12 protein-coding genes, 1 tRNA gene and 1 pseudogene are annotated in these 14,761 nt (G+C 58.8%); 3 read left to right on the top strand and 11 right to left on the bottom strand.

All coding sequences use genetic code 11. The features are described 5' to 3' along the window. Positions 1-55 precede the first annotated feature (55 nt). The 6 genes from FJ430_RS29830 to FJ430_RS29805 all read right to left on the bottom strand — a co-directional run bounded on the left by FJ430_RS29830 (position 56) and on the right by FJ430_RS29805 (position 8,033). Entirely contained in the window at positions 56-2,077 is a 2,022-nt protein-coding gene (locus tag FJ430_RS29830; protein ID WP_140708998.1) for a non-ribosomal peptide synthetase, read from the bottom strand. Between the two features lie 35 nt (positions 2,078-2,112). Further along, complete coding sequence (locus FJ430_RS29825) at positions 2,113-3,141, bottom strand: thioesterase domain-containing protein (RefSeq protein ID WP_140709000.1); 1,029 nt, start codon at positions 3,139-3,141, stop codon at positions 2,113-2,115. Between the two features lie 92 nt (positions 3,142-3,233). Further along, the gene (locus tag FJ430_RS29820) at positions 3,234-3,845 is read right to left on the bottom strand and encodes a 4'-phosphopantetheinyl transferase family protein (RefSeq protein WP_226891972.1); all 612 of its coding nucleotides are present in this window, start codon (positions 3,843-3,845) and stop codon (positions 3,234-3,236) included. A gap of 613 nt (positions 3,846-4,458) precedes the next feature. Beyond that, positions 4,459-4,543 (bottom strand) — tRNA-Asn (locus tag FJ430_RS29815). A gap of 121 nt (positions 4,544-4,664) precedes the next feature. Then, complete coding sequence (locus FJ430_RS29810) at positions 4,665-5,876, bottom strand: GNAT family N-acetyltransferase (RefSeq protein WP_140709005.1); 1,212 nt, start codon at positions 5,874-5,876, stop codon at positions 4,665-4,667. A gap of 243 nt (positions 5,877-6,119) precedes the next feature. Beyond that, a complete protein-coding gene (locus tag FJ430_RS29805; RefSeq protein ID WP_226891964.1) occupies positions 6,120-8,033 on the bottom strand; it encodes a polysaccharide biosynthesis/export family protein in 1,914 nt (637 codons plus the stop codon). Between the two features lie 276 nt (positions 8,034-8,309). Between FJ430_RS29805 and FJ430_RS29800 the strand changes: the two are divergent. The 3 genes and pseudogenes from FJ430_RS29800 to FJ430_RS29790 form a co-directional block, all read left to right on the top strand. Beyond that, positions 8,310-8,417 (top strand): annotated as a pseudogene (locus tag FJ430_RS29800) (SDR family NAD-dependent epimerase/dehydratase); the annotation flags it as partial. A 221-nt stretch (positions 8,418-8,638) separates the two neighbouring features. Further along, on the top strand, positions 8,639-9,454 hold the full coding sequence (locus FJ430_RS29795; RefSeq protein WP_140653930.1) for a LuxR C-terminal-related transcriptional regulator: 816 nt from the start codon (positions 8,639-8,641) through the stop codon (positions 9,452-9,454). A gap of 256 nt (positions 9,455-9,710) precedes the next feature. After that, entirely contained in the window at positions 9,711-9,968 is a 258-nt protein-coding gene (locus FJ430_RS29790) for a hypothetical protein (RefSeq protein ID WP_181167072.1), read from the top strand. A gap of 285 nt (positions 9,969-10,253) precedes the next feature. Here FJ430_RS29790 and FJ430_RS29780 read toward each other — a convergent pair whose 3' ends face one another. The 5 genes from FJ430_RS29780 to FJ430_RS29760 form a co-directional block, all read right to left on the bottom strand. Beyond that, entirely contained in the window at positions 10,254-10,964 is a 711-nt protein-coding gene (locus FJ430_RS29780; protein ID WP_226891962.1) for a response regulator transcription factor, read from the bottom strand. 369 nt (positions 10,965-11,333) lie between these two features. Next, entirely contained in the window at positions 11,334-12,038 is a 705-nt protein-coding gene (locus tag FJ430_RS29775; RefSeq protein ID WP_140643778.1) for a Crp/Fnr family transcriptional regulator, read from the bottom strand. 402 nt (positions 12,039-12,440) lie between these two features. Beyond that, positions 12,441-12,833, bottom strand: a complete 393-nt coding sequence (locus tag FJ430_RS29770) for a hypothetical protein (RefSeq protein ID WP_140709009.1) — start codon at positions 12,831-12,833, stop codon at positions 12,441-12,443. Between the two features lie 379 nt (positions 12,834-13,212). Next, positions 13,213-13,692, bottom strand: a complete 480-nt coding sequence (locus FJ430_RS29765) for a MaoC family dehydratase (protein WP_140709011.1) — start codon at positions 13,690-13,692, stop codon at positions 13,213-13,215. Further along, complete coding sequence (locus FJ430_RS29760) at positions 13,689-14,705, bottom strand: aldo/keto reductase (RefSeq protein WP_140709013.1); 1,017 nt, start codon at positions 14,703-14,705, stop codon at positions 13,689-13,691. Before FJ430_RS29760 ends, FJ430_RS29765 begins: the two co-directional genes overlap by 4 nt. Between the last annotated feature and the right edge of the window lie 56 nt (positions 14,706-14,761).

The following is a 14,761-nucleotide window of genomic DNA, read 5'->3' as shown; positions in this document are numbered from 1 at the left end:
CCAATGCAAGGGCACCGCCTGGATTGGTGCCCAAGGTCGGGGGCATTCCGGCAAGCTAGAGTTCGACCTCCTCTCTCGGTCCCTCCGAGAGTGGGGAGCCTTTGGAATTTGCCATCCAACGCATTCCGTCGATCACTTCCGCCAGTTCGGCGAGCGTCGGGCGCTCAAAGAGGTTGCGAAGCTGCACGTCGACGCCGAAGATCTTCCGCATGCGCGACACCGCCCGCATCACCAGGAGCGATTCCCCGCCCAGACCGAAGAAGTTGTCGCGACGGCCGATTGCCTCGACCTTAAGGAGATCGCACCACAGCGCGGCCAGCGTCTTCTCGGTCTCCGTCAACGGGGCGGCGAATTCTTGCGCAGCCTGGAAGTTTTCCGCGATCGGCTCGGGAAGCGACGAGCGGTCGATCTTGCCGTTGGACGTGAGCGGCATCCGTTCGAGGCAGACATAGTGCGTCGGAATCATGGATCCTAAGAGTTCTTCGGCGAGGTGCGCGCGCAGGTCCGCGACGGTCAGGGGTTTCGACGAGACATAGTAAGCCACAAGTCGCGCGATGCCGTCTTCGGCCGCTGGCGGTTCGATATCGCCCATTTGGACGATCGTTGGTGTCGCTGGCGTCGTCGTCGAGTTGGCGATGGCGATGACAGCGCATTCCTGAACGTGTGGATGCTTGAGAAGCCGCGCTTCGATCTCGCCCAGCTCGACACGTGCGCCACCAATCTTCACCTGATGGTCGGCGCGGCCGAGAAAGTCCAGGCGCCCTTCCGAGTTCCAGCGGGCGAGATCCCCCGTCTTGTACAGCCGCAGCTTCGAAAACCCATCTCGAGGATCGGGGACCGTAAGGAAACGCTCGTCGGTCAGGTCAAGGCGATTGAAATAGCCTCTCGCGAGACCGTCGCCGGCAATGAACATCTCACCGATGGTGCCGGAGGCGGTGGGCTGATGTGCTTTGTCGAGGACGTAGATGCCCGCATTGGCGGCCGGAACGCCGATCGGCACCGATGCGGATTGATCCCGGTCGATGTCGAAACGGTGAATCATGCAGCCAACCGTGGCTTCGGTTGGTCCGTACTCGTTGTAGATTTCGATGGGGTGGGGGATGGCGTTCGTGATATCGCGAGCCAATTCAGTTTTGAAGTCCTCGCCGCCCACGATGAACTTGCGCAGCCTTGTGGTCTCGAGATTGCGGTCGCGGATCATCGCGAGATGCGCCGGCGTCAGCTTCATGATATCGACGGCATTGTCGTCGATGACCTTGAGCACGACCATGCTCTGGACTCCGGGATCACCGAGATAGATCACGATGCGGCCGCCGGTGACGAGTGGCGTAAAGAGCGTGGTAACGGTCAGGTCGAAGGCGAGGGATGAGAAAAGGGGCCATGCGTCACCTTCGCTGGAACCGTATACCCGAGCGGCCCACCAGATGTAGTTCACCAGGCTCCGGTGCTCGATCACCACGCCCTTGGGCGTGCCGGTCGAGCCGGAGGTGAAAATGATATAGGCGGCGCTGTCCGGAGTGGCAGCGGATGGTCGGGCCGAGTCCGGCTGAGTCAAAATCGGCCCGAAATCGGCGTCGAGCACGAAAATGTCTGCAAGGTTCGGGGACATGACGGATTGAAGGCGCGCCTGTGTGATCGCCACCGGCGCCCGCCCGTCGGTCCCGTTGGCAATTTCCTTCAGGATTGTTGCGAGACGCCCCTTGGGCGTTGCCGCATCCACCGGCACATAGGCCGCGCCGGACTTCAGGACGCCCAAGATCGCGACGACGACCTCAATGGAATGTTCCATGAACACAACGACAATCCGACCTGGCCCAGCGCCGGTCGAGCTTAGATGCGTGGCCATCTGGTTGGAGCGTTCGTCGAGCTGCCGGTACGTCAGCATTGCGTCACCGAAACGGATCGCTTCGGCGTTGGGACTACGCCTCGCCTGGTCGCGGAAGAGATCGATGACCGTCCTGTCCGACGGGTAGGGCGCTGCCGTGGCGTTGTACTCGACAACCAGCGCCTGATGATCGGCATCTTTCGGCAGGGGAAGTGCTACGCCCTTCGCCACGATAGGTAGGACTTCATTCATGAGATACGCTCTCCATTGCAGAAATCAAAAATCAATCACGTCAATCGCTCAGCCCTTCGGGTTGCCTGGCGATAGAGCTCTGCGATGGCAGGTGCGTCCGGCTCCTCCAGCATACGGCTATCGTTGCAGTCCTCGGGCCCGAAATAAAACTCGGCTTGGGGCATCACTCGAAGCCATTGGCGCGGCGCCGCACCCGATCGCATCCAAGCCTTGTTCGGAAGGAATATGCATACTCGACCCGAATACGGGGCGGGGATGTACCGCCGCAAAGCCGTGATCGCCGTGGATTTGAGTCGAGCTCTGCTCGCCAGCACCGGATCTGCCGTGACAGGCTCTTTGCTTTTGCGAACGGGGGTCACGAGGGCGCCGACGTGCCCGCCAAGGTTCCCGAGACGCCTGCCGAAATACCGGAGACGAGCGCCGAATGTCGGCAGCTTTGCTATCTCTCGCAGAAATGAATCGGCGGTGCGACTGGCAAAGAAATATAGCTGACGCGGCAATTCCTTAAAGATGATGGGGTGTAGGGGGCCAAAGAGCGCCATGCACGGGACCTCCGCTCCGCGTTGACGCAGGATTTTCGCCAGCTCGAGAGCGGTTGCAGCGCCGGAGCAGTAACCGGCGATGATGTACGGACCGGTGGGCTGATATGCGACGATCTGGCGGGCGAAATACTCCGCGATATCTTCGACGCGTTCCATCGGTTCGCTCTGCCCATCGAAGCCAGACGGTTGGAGTGCGTAGAACGGCTGATCGCCACCCAGGTGCTTCGACAGGTCCGAGAATGAGAAGGGCGCCCCGATATGCCCGGGCACGGCATAAATGGGCGTGCGTGTTCCGCGAGACTGCAGGGGAATGATTGCTGGCTGTTGCCGGGCTGCAGCCGTGGCCATGTTCAGAAACGCGATGATTTCGCCCTTCCGGTTACGCAACTGGTCGGAAGACTCGGCAGTCAGTGCGCCAACTGGGGCGTTGCAGCGCAGCCGGTCGCCCTCTACCCAGACCTTGATGTCCTTGACCGCGAGGTCTGCGAGAAGCTCCGGGATCTGCATCAAGTCCGCCGACATAGGGCCTCTCGAGTTGGTTGACCTCCTCGCTTATCCGCAGTGCATCGTAGGTGAATGATGGCATCGCCGACATTTCAATTCCGGACTACCACTCAATTCCGGACTGCCACGGTCCCGATGTACCCGGGTTTCGGTACGAACCTATGGACAGCCCAATCCCTTTCCTCCCAGGAAAGGGGCTGTCCTAAACCGCATCCCAAGGCCTTGGAGATAGCCTCCAGCCGGGTCCAGCGCCGGACGAAGCCTTCCAGCCGGTCTTGCGGAGCAAGGGCGGTGTAGGACCCGTATTCGGAGGCGGAAAAGCAGAGCGCTGCGATCTCGTCCGCTTCGGGCACCGGCACAACTGCCTCGATGTCCACCCCGACCTCCTCCCTGGTCGAAAGGGCGACGACCGCGACATCTCCGGATCGTGAGACGCTGAAGCGCAAATCGCGAGCAGGCATGCGGTGCGAGAGGTGGGGTTTGCCCAGGCGTCCATATTCCAGTTCGATGTCGGACGGCGAGATTCCCAGTTTGGAGGCGAGGAGCCGGCGCAGCAGCCCACGGGTAGCTTCAAAGCGGCGGCGGTCCGGCTCCAGTCTCAACCCCTCGGCGCGCCGACGTTCCTCTTCGTTGAGGCAAACGCCTATCTCGCGGATGACGTTCTGCTCAGCATCGAGCATGAATGCCAGGACCTCCAAACCATCTTTGTCGAGAACCGGCATTATGATCCCGGGTCTCAGCCCGACTTTATCCAAAGAGTTTGAGGGGGGCGGTGCCGGCTCCACAAGAGGCTGACTGACGCCGAATCTGGGTCGAATTGATCGACGTCCCGGCCGAGCCGAGACAGCGTGAAAATTCCAGTTCGCGCCAAATGCGCCATGGCGATCGTCCCCGCCCGCGCCGGAAAATTGGATAAAGTCGAGCACGGGGCAGCACTCAGAAGTCATACGTGGATCCCGATCGCTGGGAACGCTCGTTCATGCGGAATCCCGATGAAACAATCACGTAAGAGCGAAAGCAAGGAGCGGCTGGTGGATATTTTGATGTATGGATGTGCTATAAAGACCCAGATATGCTGCTCGCGAGGGGTCTTTCGGAGGCGAAACGGCCGAACTTATCTTGACACCTATCTTGACGATGAACTCGCGCCCCATTGATCTCCTGCTCTGACGAGTAAGGCTGCTGGCCAAAGAGCAGTTTACTTGGATGCGGAATGCGTCAGATCAAAGCAATCTCCGCTTCGCTTGCGATGCCACCGTCAGTTAAGGTCCAATTCGGATTACCTCTTCTGACTGATTGATCGGCCATGGTGGCTACGTGGCCACTTGGAATCTATGGCTCCAGCGGTAGGAGTCGAACCTACAAGCCTTCCGGCGTCGCATCAACAGTGCGGTGCGTCTACCAATTCCGCCACGCTGAAACATAGATTAGACAAATCCAACCTCTCCTTTGTCCTCGCCTGCCGAACCTGCCGATCGATGGTCCAAGAGCCTGCCCAAAAAACTTGATACAAAGTGGCAACTCCTATTTTGCTCGACACTTCAAGCCGCGGCCTGTCTCATGCGAGTGGCAATGGTCCCTAGCACCCGCTTGGCACCGCGCAGCTTTGCCTCGATGCGGCGCTCTGGACTGTCTCTGCCTATTGCGATCCACGTCAAAGGATGCTCGGCATTGGCCAGGTGTGACTTGTGCCCGGCTGCGCCTGCCAGAAAATCGTAGCCGCGCTCCCCGCGTCCGAAGCTGTCCTCAATGGCCAGCACATGGCTGACAAGCCCGGGTTTGAGCCGGCCGTCGCGCTCAAACAGAAAGCCGCTTTGATAGTTGAGAACACGGCCGTCATGCACGAAATTGTACAAGACTCCAATTGTCTGGTCCCCAGCCAGCGTCCGTGAGATGCGGACGGTCCCCGTGGGAACTCCGCGCGCAATGAGGTCCTCGTGAAACCGACGGAAGCTCGGATTGGCAAAGGATCCCTTGTGTCTCCACCGCGCCTGATGAAGCTCGGCGAGCAAATCAAACGCGGCGAGCGCCTCCGATGTCGCTTCCAGCGTCCGGAACTCAATGGGGCCGCGTTCCGCATATAACCGCATGGCACGGCTTACCGCTTGGCGAGTATTGCGGCCCAATGTGGCGCGGTAATTTCCGCCTTTCTGCCGGACTTTGGCGAAATCAATCCACCGTGCCGTATCTTCCGCTTTGACCTCGGTAAGGAACCCAGCCCGACCCGCGGTGCGGCAAGCGGCCAATTCGAAGTCCCGATCAATTCCGGAGAGCACCAGCTGGTCGGAGTAGCGCAAGTGATGTGCCAGAGCCTCGAGGCATGCCACCCTGGTGGCATCGGCCAAGGATCGCTCCGCAAGAATATTGTTGTACTCGATGAACAATCGATCGAAATGAACGTCTCCGGTTTCATTGAGCAGCCAACGCGCTCGTGCATGCAGCCCGAAACTCCACGCCCTCCGCCGGCAAATAATCGCCAGGCCGACGATCTTGCTTGACGTCCGAGCGACTAAAACGTGGGGTTGCGCCCCCGCCGGGAGATGCCGCAGCCAAGTTCCGATCCAAAGCCAGGACAGATAGAATGAGTGAGTTGCTCGCGCTTCGAGCTCCTTCCAATCGGTCTCAAGTTTCGCGATGTTCTGCAAGACCTCCACGCTAACGTCGATCACCGTATCCTGAGGCATGGCAGGCTTGTCTGAAGCAACACGATAGCGCTTCGCATCGACAACCGAGATGTCGCCAGATTCTGACATGCCCCCATCTTTCAAATACTTTGCCAATAGAATAGTTTCAGGCCAAAACATTGAAGCAAGGCCAAAAACAAACGACTAAGGCCGTCGCTAGAGAGGGCAGCTTCGGTCTTCGGCGCCGTGCCATTGGCTAAATACTTCGCCAACGCCCCACGTTATGATTCCAGCGGGACGCGCCCTGGATTACTAGCGTTGCGGCCGCCGGAGGCGAATTGCCATGTCCAGGGCAAAATCCTTTGCCAGGCATCAATTCGGACTAGTCACCTGATCCGCCAGCACGCGGCCAGGCCCTACGTCGTTGAGAGTGCTCGCGGCCGGCAAGCTGTCGCCGGTCGGCGACGAGGTTGGGACCGGCGAACCGGCTGGCTCTCCTGGTTGGCTTTCGCCCACGATGATGTTGACGAGGTCACCTGGCCGCAACAGGGTCATCCCGGCGGACTCGATGCTGACCGGCCCGGCTGTCGATTGCCGCACGATTTGATAGGTCACCCTGTTCGCGTTCGTCGCGAACTGGGCCGCAAACTGGGCGCGGGTCACCGGCAACGTGTACAGGATGCCTTCGCTGGCGTTCAAATCGCGTACATTGGCCGCGATCTGGCTCTCCGTCGTCTCAAGCTCGACCTCCAGATCGTTCCTGAGGTCGGCACGGGTTTGCAACACCTCAGCCTCCAGCGAAGCGACGCGCTGCTTGGCGCTCGCGTACTGGTTGCGGGCGTCCCGCCGACGCTGTTCCGCGTCGGACAACTCGCTCTGGGCCTGGTCCATCATCGTCACGTTGAGAACTTTGCGGTCCACGAGCGTGCGCATACTGTTGACGCGCTCCTGGCGCAGCTTGACGAGTTCGTCGAGCGATTCCATGTGTCCATACGCGACGACATCCTGCTTGGCCGCCTCCAGCGCAGTCAGGGTCGCGCGTTCGCGATACTTGCGGGCCATGGCGAGGGCACTACGACGGTCGCTCTGCTCATTGACGAGGTTGGCGGCTTCGACCGCGCCGGCCAATTCCAGCAACTGGGACGGGATCTTGGGCGCCGTACCGTCGCGCTCGGCCTCTAGGACCGCCCCGCGCGCGAGCAGTTTCACCATGGCATCGATCGCCCCGCTCCGCTTCTGGGTTTCACGCACGGCTTCGATCTTCTGCCACGGCTCGCTCTGGCCCTGGTTCAGTCCGCCGGCGAGCGCGATCGCGTGTAGGATCGTCATGCCGGGCGCGTACTTGAACGAGCCTGGATTCTTGACCGGCCCCAGCACGTAAATGGGCGAGCGCTCCAGCGACACGATGTTGACCAGCCCCTTGCGGCCAAGCAGTTGTTCGAAGGTTTCCACCAAGTCGGCCTGTACTTGTTGCGCCGACCGGTTGGCGACCGCAATGGAGCCAAGCAAGGGCACGGAAATCGTGCCGTCCTCCTGGACAGTATATTCGCCGCTCAGTTCCGGACGCTGCAGGATGCCGGCCAGCGCCGAGGCCGAGGACGCGCCCGCCCACTTGTCTTCCTCGACGTCGACTCGCTCGTAGAACGCGACCTTGAGGCGATCGCCGACGCCGAACAGGCCTCCTGTTGGCACGTCTGGCGCCATGCCGAGCGTTCTGGAGCGCTCGGAATTGGTGGCGACGGCAGGGGCGGCGCTCCTTTCGATCAACGCTGCGGTAGACGCATCCGGTCCCGTGCTGAGAGTTTTGGAGCGCTCGGTACTGAGGACGGTAGGCGCGGCGCTCGGTTCGATCAGAGCGGCGGCCAACGGCACGATCGCGCGGGAGGGTTCGGCCGTGGCTTGGGCCGGTTGATCTTGCCAGCTGTCGATAGCAGCAGACACCTTCTGTGCCAGAATTCCGGAGACCTCCTCGACCTTCTGTGCCAAGGTTCCGGAGACCTCCTCGACCTTCAGCATCACGGGTCCGGAGATATCCTCGACCTTCTGTGCCAAGGTTCCGGAGACCTCCCCGACCTTCAGCATCACGGGTCCGGAGACATCCTCGACCTTCTGCATCACGGGTCCGGAGACATCCTCGATGGCCTTCCAGTTTTTGATCGCGCCCGCTCCCAAGGCGGCGACGCCAGAGAGCCCCATGACAAACAGGACGCCTTTCATGCCGCTCCGGGCCAAATGCGACGAGGAGGAAGTGACGGGTTCGGAGTTGTATTTTGTATCCATGGCCATGGCGTGTGTCTTTCGCTTTTTCAATGGTGGCCATCCCGTCCCGAACTGGTCGAGCCGAGCAAGGCTCTGCCTTATCGTGACCCTTCACCGCCAGCGGCACAACTATCCCTTTGTGGGCACTCCTTCGGGATAAACACCGCCTTGCACGAACTCGTTCAATGAGCAGATTACCGCGCCGCAGGAGAACCTCTTTGACGGGCAAACGAGGTAAGGCGATCGAACGCAGCGAAGAACCGGAAATATTGGTCTATCGACGGAGCGTCTCGAACCGCCTGCGGCCCCAACATGCAATCGCAGGACGGCTGGGCCATCTCCAATTTCATCGTCCAAGCCTTGGAGAACGGGCCGATCACCACCCACGGCTCCTGGCCGCAAACCCGATCGAGGGTCTCGGGTTTGAGAATCCGGATAGATCTCGACGATGCTGCCCTAAGCCTAAAGAGGGTATTTTGGCGCCTAAAGAGGGTATCTTGGCATGGGGGTTTCGTGGCGTAAGGTAATATAGGCTGAAAAGAAACCATGGCGGTTGGCGCGTGGAGTGCCGGGTTCGTACATCAAACGGGCCATAAGAGAGGTCGAGCGCCACAGATCAGAGGAAGGCTGCGATGACAAGACAATCTTTTATAACAGTTCTTGTGGGAACGAGCGAGTTACTACGAGAGGGTCTTATTCGAATCCTCGATGCAGAAAAGTTTCGTATTCTTTCCTCTGCAGACTGTGTTCACGATCTTCTGCAGAAGCCACTTCCCCAGAACCGATCCATCTTGCTCATCATGGATGTCGGCGGTACTGATGCCAACGCTGGATTCGCACAAATTGCAGACTTTAAAGCAATTTACCCGACCAGTCATGTCGTTGCGCTAGCCGATAACTGTCGATCGAACGATATAGTTTCAGCCTTTCGTGCGGGAGCTGACGCGTATTTGACAAAAGCCGCTGCTCGCGAAACCTTCATCAAAACCATCGAATTGGTTATGCTTGGGCAGACGGTGCTGCCTGCAGAAACGTCGATGTTTATTCAAGATATTTGGCCTAGCATGAAATATGATGCGGCACATGATTTGGCAAAAGTGGCTCTTAAAACGGAGGACGAGGAGACAGAGTTGTCGGTTTTGTCAAATCGTGAAAAGAATATTCTTCATTTTTTAATCGAAGGGGAGTCTAACAAAATCATCGCGCGCAAGATTAACATCGCCGAAGCTACGGTGAAGGTACACGTCAAGGCCATCCTTCGAAAGATACGGGTCCGCAACCGTACTCAGGCTGCAGTTTGGGCGATGAATCATGGCTTGCTCACTCCTTCCGCCGGCAATGGCCTGTCAGGGAATGAAAAGATCGCAATTCAGCCCTCTCATGATCCGCAAGAGCTAATTGAAGCGCAAAAGGGGTACCGCTTTCTCGAGAGCACTCATCCGATGTGATCGCCTCCAGGTTGCGGGAACCCGAGTATTTCGCCATGGCTCTCAGCTCGGGCAGGCCAAATTCTTTGGCAGTTAAATTCTCTCGCGAAAAACTAACGGTGGATCATGAGCGAAAGCGCTTGAACTCGCCCGACGATCTGCTAACAAAAATTTGTATGTCTCGTCGGGACATTTTACAGCGAAGACATACGGAAGCAGCCCATTCAAAGCTAACAGATCTCACTATCCTTCTTTGAAGTTGAGGGGATGCATTAAGGTGGGCAACGCAAAAATTGCTCCTGGATTTTCGCTCAACGAAGCCCGAATTGGAACGGTCGAGGGCGGAGAATCTGGGCTCCTGGTCTGGAAATTCGACCAACTGGTTGCAGTCCTTACTCGGATCGACGAGGAAGCCTACTCCACAAAGGGCAAATGGTTCCTCGAGACAGGCTTCGGGTTGCTGAGCGGTCAGCACAAGAATTTCGATACGATCGAGGAAGCCGTAAGCTGGGTGGGCAGACATACCTTCCCCTAATGCCCTTGATTGATCAGCGGATTTCGGCAACCCGGCGCGCGGTTAGCTTCCGGTGGCCGAATTTGGCAAACGCGGCCTGAAGGTCGACCATCGCTCGGTCTGCGAATTCGTGCACGCCGCACAAAAAAAGGCGCTGACTGCAGCTGAGCAGGATCGTGTTGACGCGGCGCGCCGGCGGGCGCGGTAGGTCCAACATCAAGAACGGGTTGATCCCGCCCGCCTGGTGACCGGAGGCAATTTCACTCCGCTCCAATCACTGCAACGAGGTCCCTCGACTTGGGATCGTCACTTCCGCATAGTTCCTTCCGTGAAGAGATCGTTGACCTTGTAGGCGACTTCCGTGCGGTTGGTCGCCTTCAGTTTCTTCATGATGTTTCGTATATGCACCTTCACGGTGCTTTCACGCAGGTTCAGCTCATAGGCGATGATCTTGTTCGCCTTCCCGCGACGGAGCGCTTGGGCGACCTCGGTTTGCCTTAGAGTGAACATTCTCGACAAAGGCTGCGTGTCGCGGCTGTCTGACTCGATCAGATGCCGCATGGAGAGAACGCTGCTTGCAGGGACAAAGATACCTCCGGCTGCAGCAAGGTTGATCGCTTCGACACACACATCGATACCGACTGAGGTCGGAATGTAGCCTCGTGCGCCACATTCGAGAGCTGCCAATATCTGTGCAAGGTCCTCATTGTCCGCCAGGACAACTACGGGGATCGATTTGAACTCAGACGATATGCGCCTGATCTCGTCTGCCGTGGCATGATCGGCGGCCTTCCGACCGCCAAGGTTGAAGAGTATGGCGACCAGGGGAGGGGCTGAGCCCTTCTTCATGCGCCATTCTTCGATTGAACCCATGGCGGCGACCGCCATGCCGAGTTCGTGGTCTACGAGGGCCGATGCAAGGCATTCTCGGTCCAAGGCCCTTCCATCCAGTATGAGAAGGCATTGCTCATGACGAGCATTTTCGGTTCCGTTGCTCGAAACCGTTGGTTGATTCATAGAGTTGTAATTAACCAGTCCAGCTGAGGAGCTCATACTACCAGCCCTTTTGCATACCAGCCGCCTCGCGCGGCCGACTACCCCTTATTCTAGAATTTGGAAAAGCAATCCCACCCGTCCAGTTTAAGGCTGGATCGCTTCATTCTGACCACACAGCAGTTCCCGCCTACCCAGCGAAGAACTGCTAACGTTACTCTAGGGTGAGATTATTAGCGGTCGCTAACCTAGGTTAATTTTTAGTAAAATTCCAAATAAGCGAAGCCGACCAGGCCTTGAAGACGCTGCGCCGCTGGTTCCCAGGCACGCCGTTGTGCCTGCTGCTTGAACCGAGGAGGCAATCGCGGGAGCACGCTGGATCCGCCAGAAGATCTAGCTGAGGTACTCTTTCTCAAATCCGGCCGATTTTACGAGGTTCTTGCGGTTAAGAATCTCGACATGGCCAGCCTTGAATGAGACGAGACCGGCACTGCGGAGCTCCCTCAATGTCCGGTTCACGTGAACGGGGGTCATTCCGAGGATGTCCGCCAGCTCATTCTGAGTGAGAGGGCAGTCATACTTCCCGTGGGCCGACAGGCCAACGTTGGAGAGCCTTTCCTCCAATTCGAGCAGGAAATGGGCGGTCCGGCTCATTGCGTTGCGCCGCCCAACATTCACCAGGTGCTCGGCTAGAATGGCGTTCATCCGTGCCAGGGAGTGGGCAATCCTGCTGCCGAAGCTAGCTTCGGACAAGATTCCCTCGACCAGGGCCTTCCTTGGTATTGGATAAACGGTCACATCCGTTATGGAGGCTAGCGAAGCGAACCGGGGCCCGTCCACGGAGCGGAAGCCGACAATGTCTCCCCAAAGGGGAGTGTCGATGATCTGCCGTTCTCCGTCCGGCAACCCGCGGTAGAGCAGGGTCCAGCCTGACTTTACAATGAATATCGTATCGTCGTCGTCATCCTGGCGACATACGATCGAATGGGGTTTGTAGGCTCTGGCGGCAACACCGAGAAAATCGTTGTTGGCCCACTCAGTCTTCGACCATGTCCCCCCAACCGGACGTGGGCCTATGAATTGCGACAGCGTCTGCATGGAGATCCCCAGTTTCTCCAACTCTACCACAACCTACAATAGATAATTCTTGAAAGCCAGATGTGAGCGACTTCACAGTGAGCTGGGTATGGTTGCAATGCCCGACGGAAAAGAACTCTTCTCCGACGTCTGCAACGCCGCTGCGACTTCGAAGTTCCGTATCAGCCGCCCACGGTGGAGAAATCGAAGGCCGATGTCTTCGCCGGCGATAGTGCGGCCTTCAGGCGAGGCGGCATTTACATCCGCCTGGCTTGCGCATTTCGCGTCCAAACGCGCATTTGGCCGTTTGCAGAAAGTTGCAATTGGGAATTTGCCCGCCGAGCCTCGAAAATGTGAGGTCGGCAGGCCAGCTACTGAGCCGCCCCAGCCGCTGTCTTCGAATGCATGATAACGTTTTGGTCTTCAGGCGTTCCCCTTGGGGGCGGCCTTGCTCAGCCATTGAGGATCGAGAGCCGTATCGTCGGGATGGGCGGGGGCTTCGAAGGCATCGATCAGCGTTTTTGCTGCCCTGCCTGCAAGGTGGGATTCTGCGTACCTGGCTTGGACGGCCCGAGCGCGGTCGTAAACTTCTTTGAGCTGCCGGACCTCCTTGGCTCCCAACGTCTCACGCATAATCTGCCTGGCCATACCGTTTCCCCTTCTTGCGTTGGAACGCCAAGCAAATCGCCGTCTTCGTCTATCAGCACCGGCCTGCGCGCCCGAAGAGATGGCCAACTTTGGCAGCAACCTGTGATCACCGGCAAAACCAACGCGCCCGGTCTCGTCAGCCAGTTCCTCGCGACTTTTGGCAAGCATCTTTTCGCGCCTAGCGCCCAGACGGCCGATCCGAGTGAGAATAGAGTTTACATGGTGGCGAAGTCTCCGGGCATCCGCCCTGGCTAAGCTTTAATGCTTACCGCCGGGCCTGCCATACACAGGTTCCTTCGGAAGGAGTATCTGCGGCCATCCTTCTGCTGCGGGATGTCCAGCTACGTCCTTTGGCTCCCGGCGGCGCGGCGGAAAGAAGCAGGGAAGCGAGGAGAGCCGACATCGCATGACCATGTCACTGTATAGCGGCGGCTCCGACCGCTCACCTTGGGTTGATGCGCTACAATAATCTCGGCAACGCGATCGAGCGCACGCTCGATAAGCAGACAGCATGCCTGCATCCTTTGAGGAGGCAGAAGCGGGATCCTCAAGCCATGTCTCGCCGATAGATCATCAGCTGGTTCTCGCCTTCCTGCATGATCCCACCCCACTGATTGCGAACGACGAAACGCAGGCGAAGGACTGCGCGGGCCGGATTGCGCGTTGTCCGCTTGTCCGCGACCGTTACCTCCGCTTTGATGGTGTCGCCGGCGAACACCGGGCCTGAAAACCGCCACGTCCAGCCGAGCGACGCTACCGCCCTGAACCGGGCGACGGCATTGTTCTTCAGTCCATCGACAAGAGACAGCACGAGCAAGCCATGAGCTACACGGGCCGGGAAGCCATGCCGCCGCGCCGCCTCGTCGCTCATATGGATTTCGAACCGGTCACCGGTCATTTCCGCGAATGCCTCGATGACAGTTGCCGTTACTTCTCGGGAAGGCGTTTCGAAATGGTCGCCGGTCTCCACGTCTTCGTAGCTCAACCCGAAGCCTGTGAGCGATTTTCCCTTGGGCTCGACACTCATGCCGGCACCGGAGCATCCTCTCGCAACAGTCCCTTCTTCTTCAGGTCCTTCCAGAAATCGCCCGGGATAGAGTAGCTGAACCAGGAGAGATTCTGCTCGAGTTGCTGGACGGTGCGGGTGCCAGCGCAGAAGGAGGGGATGGCCGGATGCGCTACCACGAACTGCAAGGCGGCGGCCGGCAGCGGCACGCCGTGTGCGCGGCAGACCTCTTCGATTTTCGCGACTTTTTCAACGATGTGGCTTGGCGCTGGTGAGTAGTTGTACTTGGCGCCGGGAACGGCACCCGTGGCCAGGATGCCGGAATTGAATCCCCCGCCGACGAGCACCGCCGCGCCACGTTCGACGCAAAGTGGAAGAAAAGCGTCCAGGGCCTGCTGTTCGAGAAGCGTATAGCGACCTGCCAGCAGGAAGCAGTCGAAGTCGCGCTGCTTCAGAGCTTCGTGGCAGACCTCCCATTCGTTAACGCCAACGCCGATCGCCTTCACAAGGCCTTCCGAACGCAGCTTCTCCAGCGCCTTCCAGCAGCCATCCATCGCCTGCCGGAAGACCTCCGGCTGCTCGTCCCCGCGGGTGAACCGATCGATGTCGTGGATAAAAAGCATGTCGATGTGTTCGAGGGCCAAGCGCTGCAGCGAATCTTCGAACGACCGCATGGTGCCGTCGTAGGAGTAGTCGAAATTCATGGTGTTCGGCGCGGCGTTCGACCACGGCGCGAAGTCGATCTGCGAGCGCTTTGCCGGTTTCAGCATCCGGCCCACCTTGCTGGCGAGGACGAACTCGTCGCGCTTCTTCCACCGAAGCGAATGCCCGGTTCGCAGTTCCGAGAGGCCGTGGCCGTACATCGGCGCGGTGTCATAGAAGCGCACGCCCGCATCCCATGCGGTCTGGATCATGGCATCCGCGGTCTGCTCCTCTATGGGCTGAAGGAAATTTCCGATCGGAGCAGTTCCGAATGCGAAGGCCGTAACCTCGAGCCCGGACCGGCCGAATACACGCTTGCCAGACGGCTTCATGACATCCTCAAATAGTAACCATCTGGTTATTTATATTTAAGTTCACGCGGCGCCGC

The sequence above is a fragment of the Mesorhizobium sp. B2-8-5 genome, assembly GCF_006440675.2.
Classification (GTDB): Bacteria; Pseudomonadota; Alphaproteobacteria; order Rhizobiales; family Rhizobiaceae; genus Mesorhizobium.
The sequence above is the reverse complement of the archived record's forward strand: the minus strand, read 5'-3'. Positions and strand labels throughout refer to the sequence as shown.

Coding starts and splice junctions, on each gene's coding strand:
- FJ430_RS29830 (WP_140708998.1), bottom strand. CDS start 2,077: ATGAATGAAGTCCTACCTATCGTGGCGAAGGGCGTAGCACTTCCCCTG.
- FJ430_RS29825 (WP_140709000.1), bottom strand. CDS start 3,141: ATGTCGGCGGACTTGATGCAGATCCCGGAGCTTCTCGCAGACCTCGCG.
- FJ430_RS29820 (WP_226891972.1), bottom strand. CDS start 3,845: ATGCCGGTTCTCGACAAAGATGGTTTGGAGGTCCTGGCATTCATGCTC.
- FJ430_RS29810 (WP_140709005.1), bottom strand. CDS start 5,876: ATGTCAGAATCTGGCGACATCTCGGTTGTCGATGCGAAGCGCTATCGT.
- FJ430_RS29805 (WP_226891964.1), bottom strand. CDS start 8,033: ATGGCCATGGATACAAAATACAACTCCGAACCCGTCACTTCCTCCTCG.
- FJ430_RS29795 (WP_140653930.1), top strand. CDS start 8,639: ATGACAAGACAATCTTTTATAACAGTTCTTGTGGGAACGAGCGAGTTA.
- FJ430_RS29780 (WP_226891962.1), bottom strand. CDS start 10,964: ATGAATCAACCAACGGTTTCGAGCAACGGAACCGAAAATGCTCGTCAT.
- FJ430_RS29775 (WP_140643778.1), bottom strand. CDS start 12,038: ATGCAGACGCTGTCGCAATTCATAGGCCCACGTCCGGTTGGGGGGACA.
- FJ430_RS29770 (WP_140709009.1), bottom strand. CDS start 12,833: ATGCTTGCCAAAAGTCGCGAGGAACTGGCTGACGAGACCGGGCGCGTT.
- FJ430_RS29765 (WP_140709011.1), bottom strand. CDS start 13,692: ATGAGTGTCGAGCCCAAGGGAAAATCGCTCACAGGCTTCGGGTTGAGC.
- FJ430_RS29760 (WP_140709013.1), bottom strand. CDS start 14,705: ATGAAGCCGTCTGGCAAGCGTGTATTCGGCCGGTCCGGGCTCGAGGTT.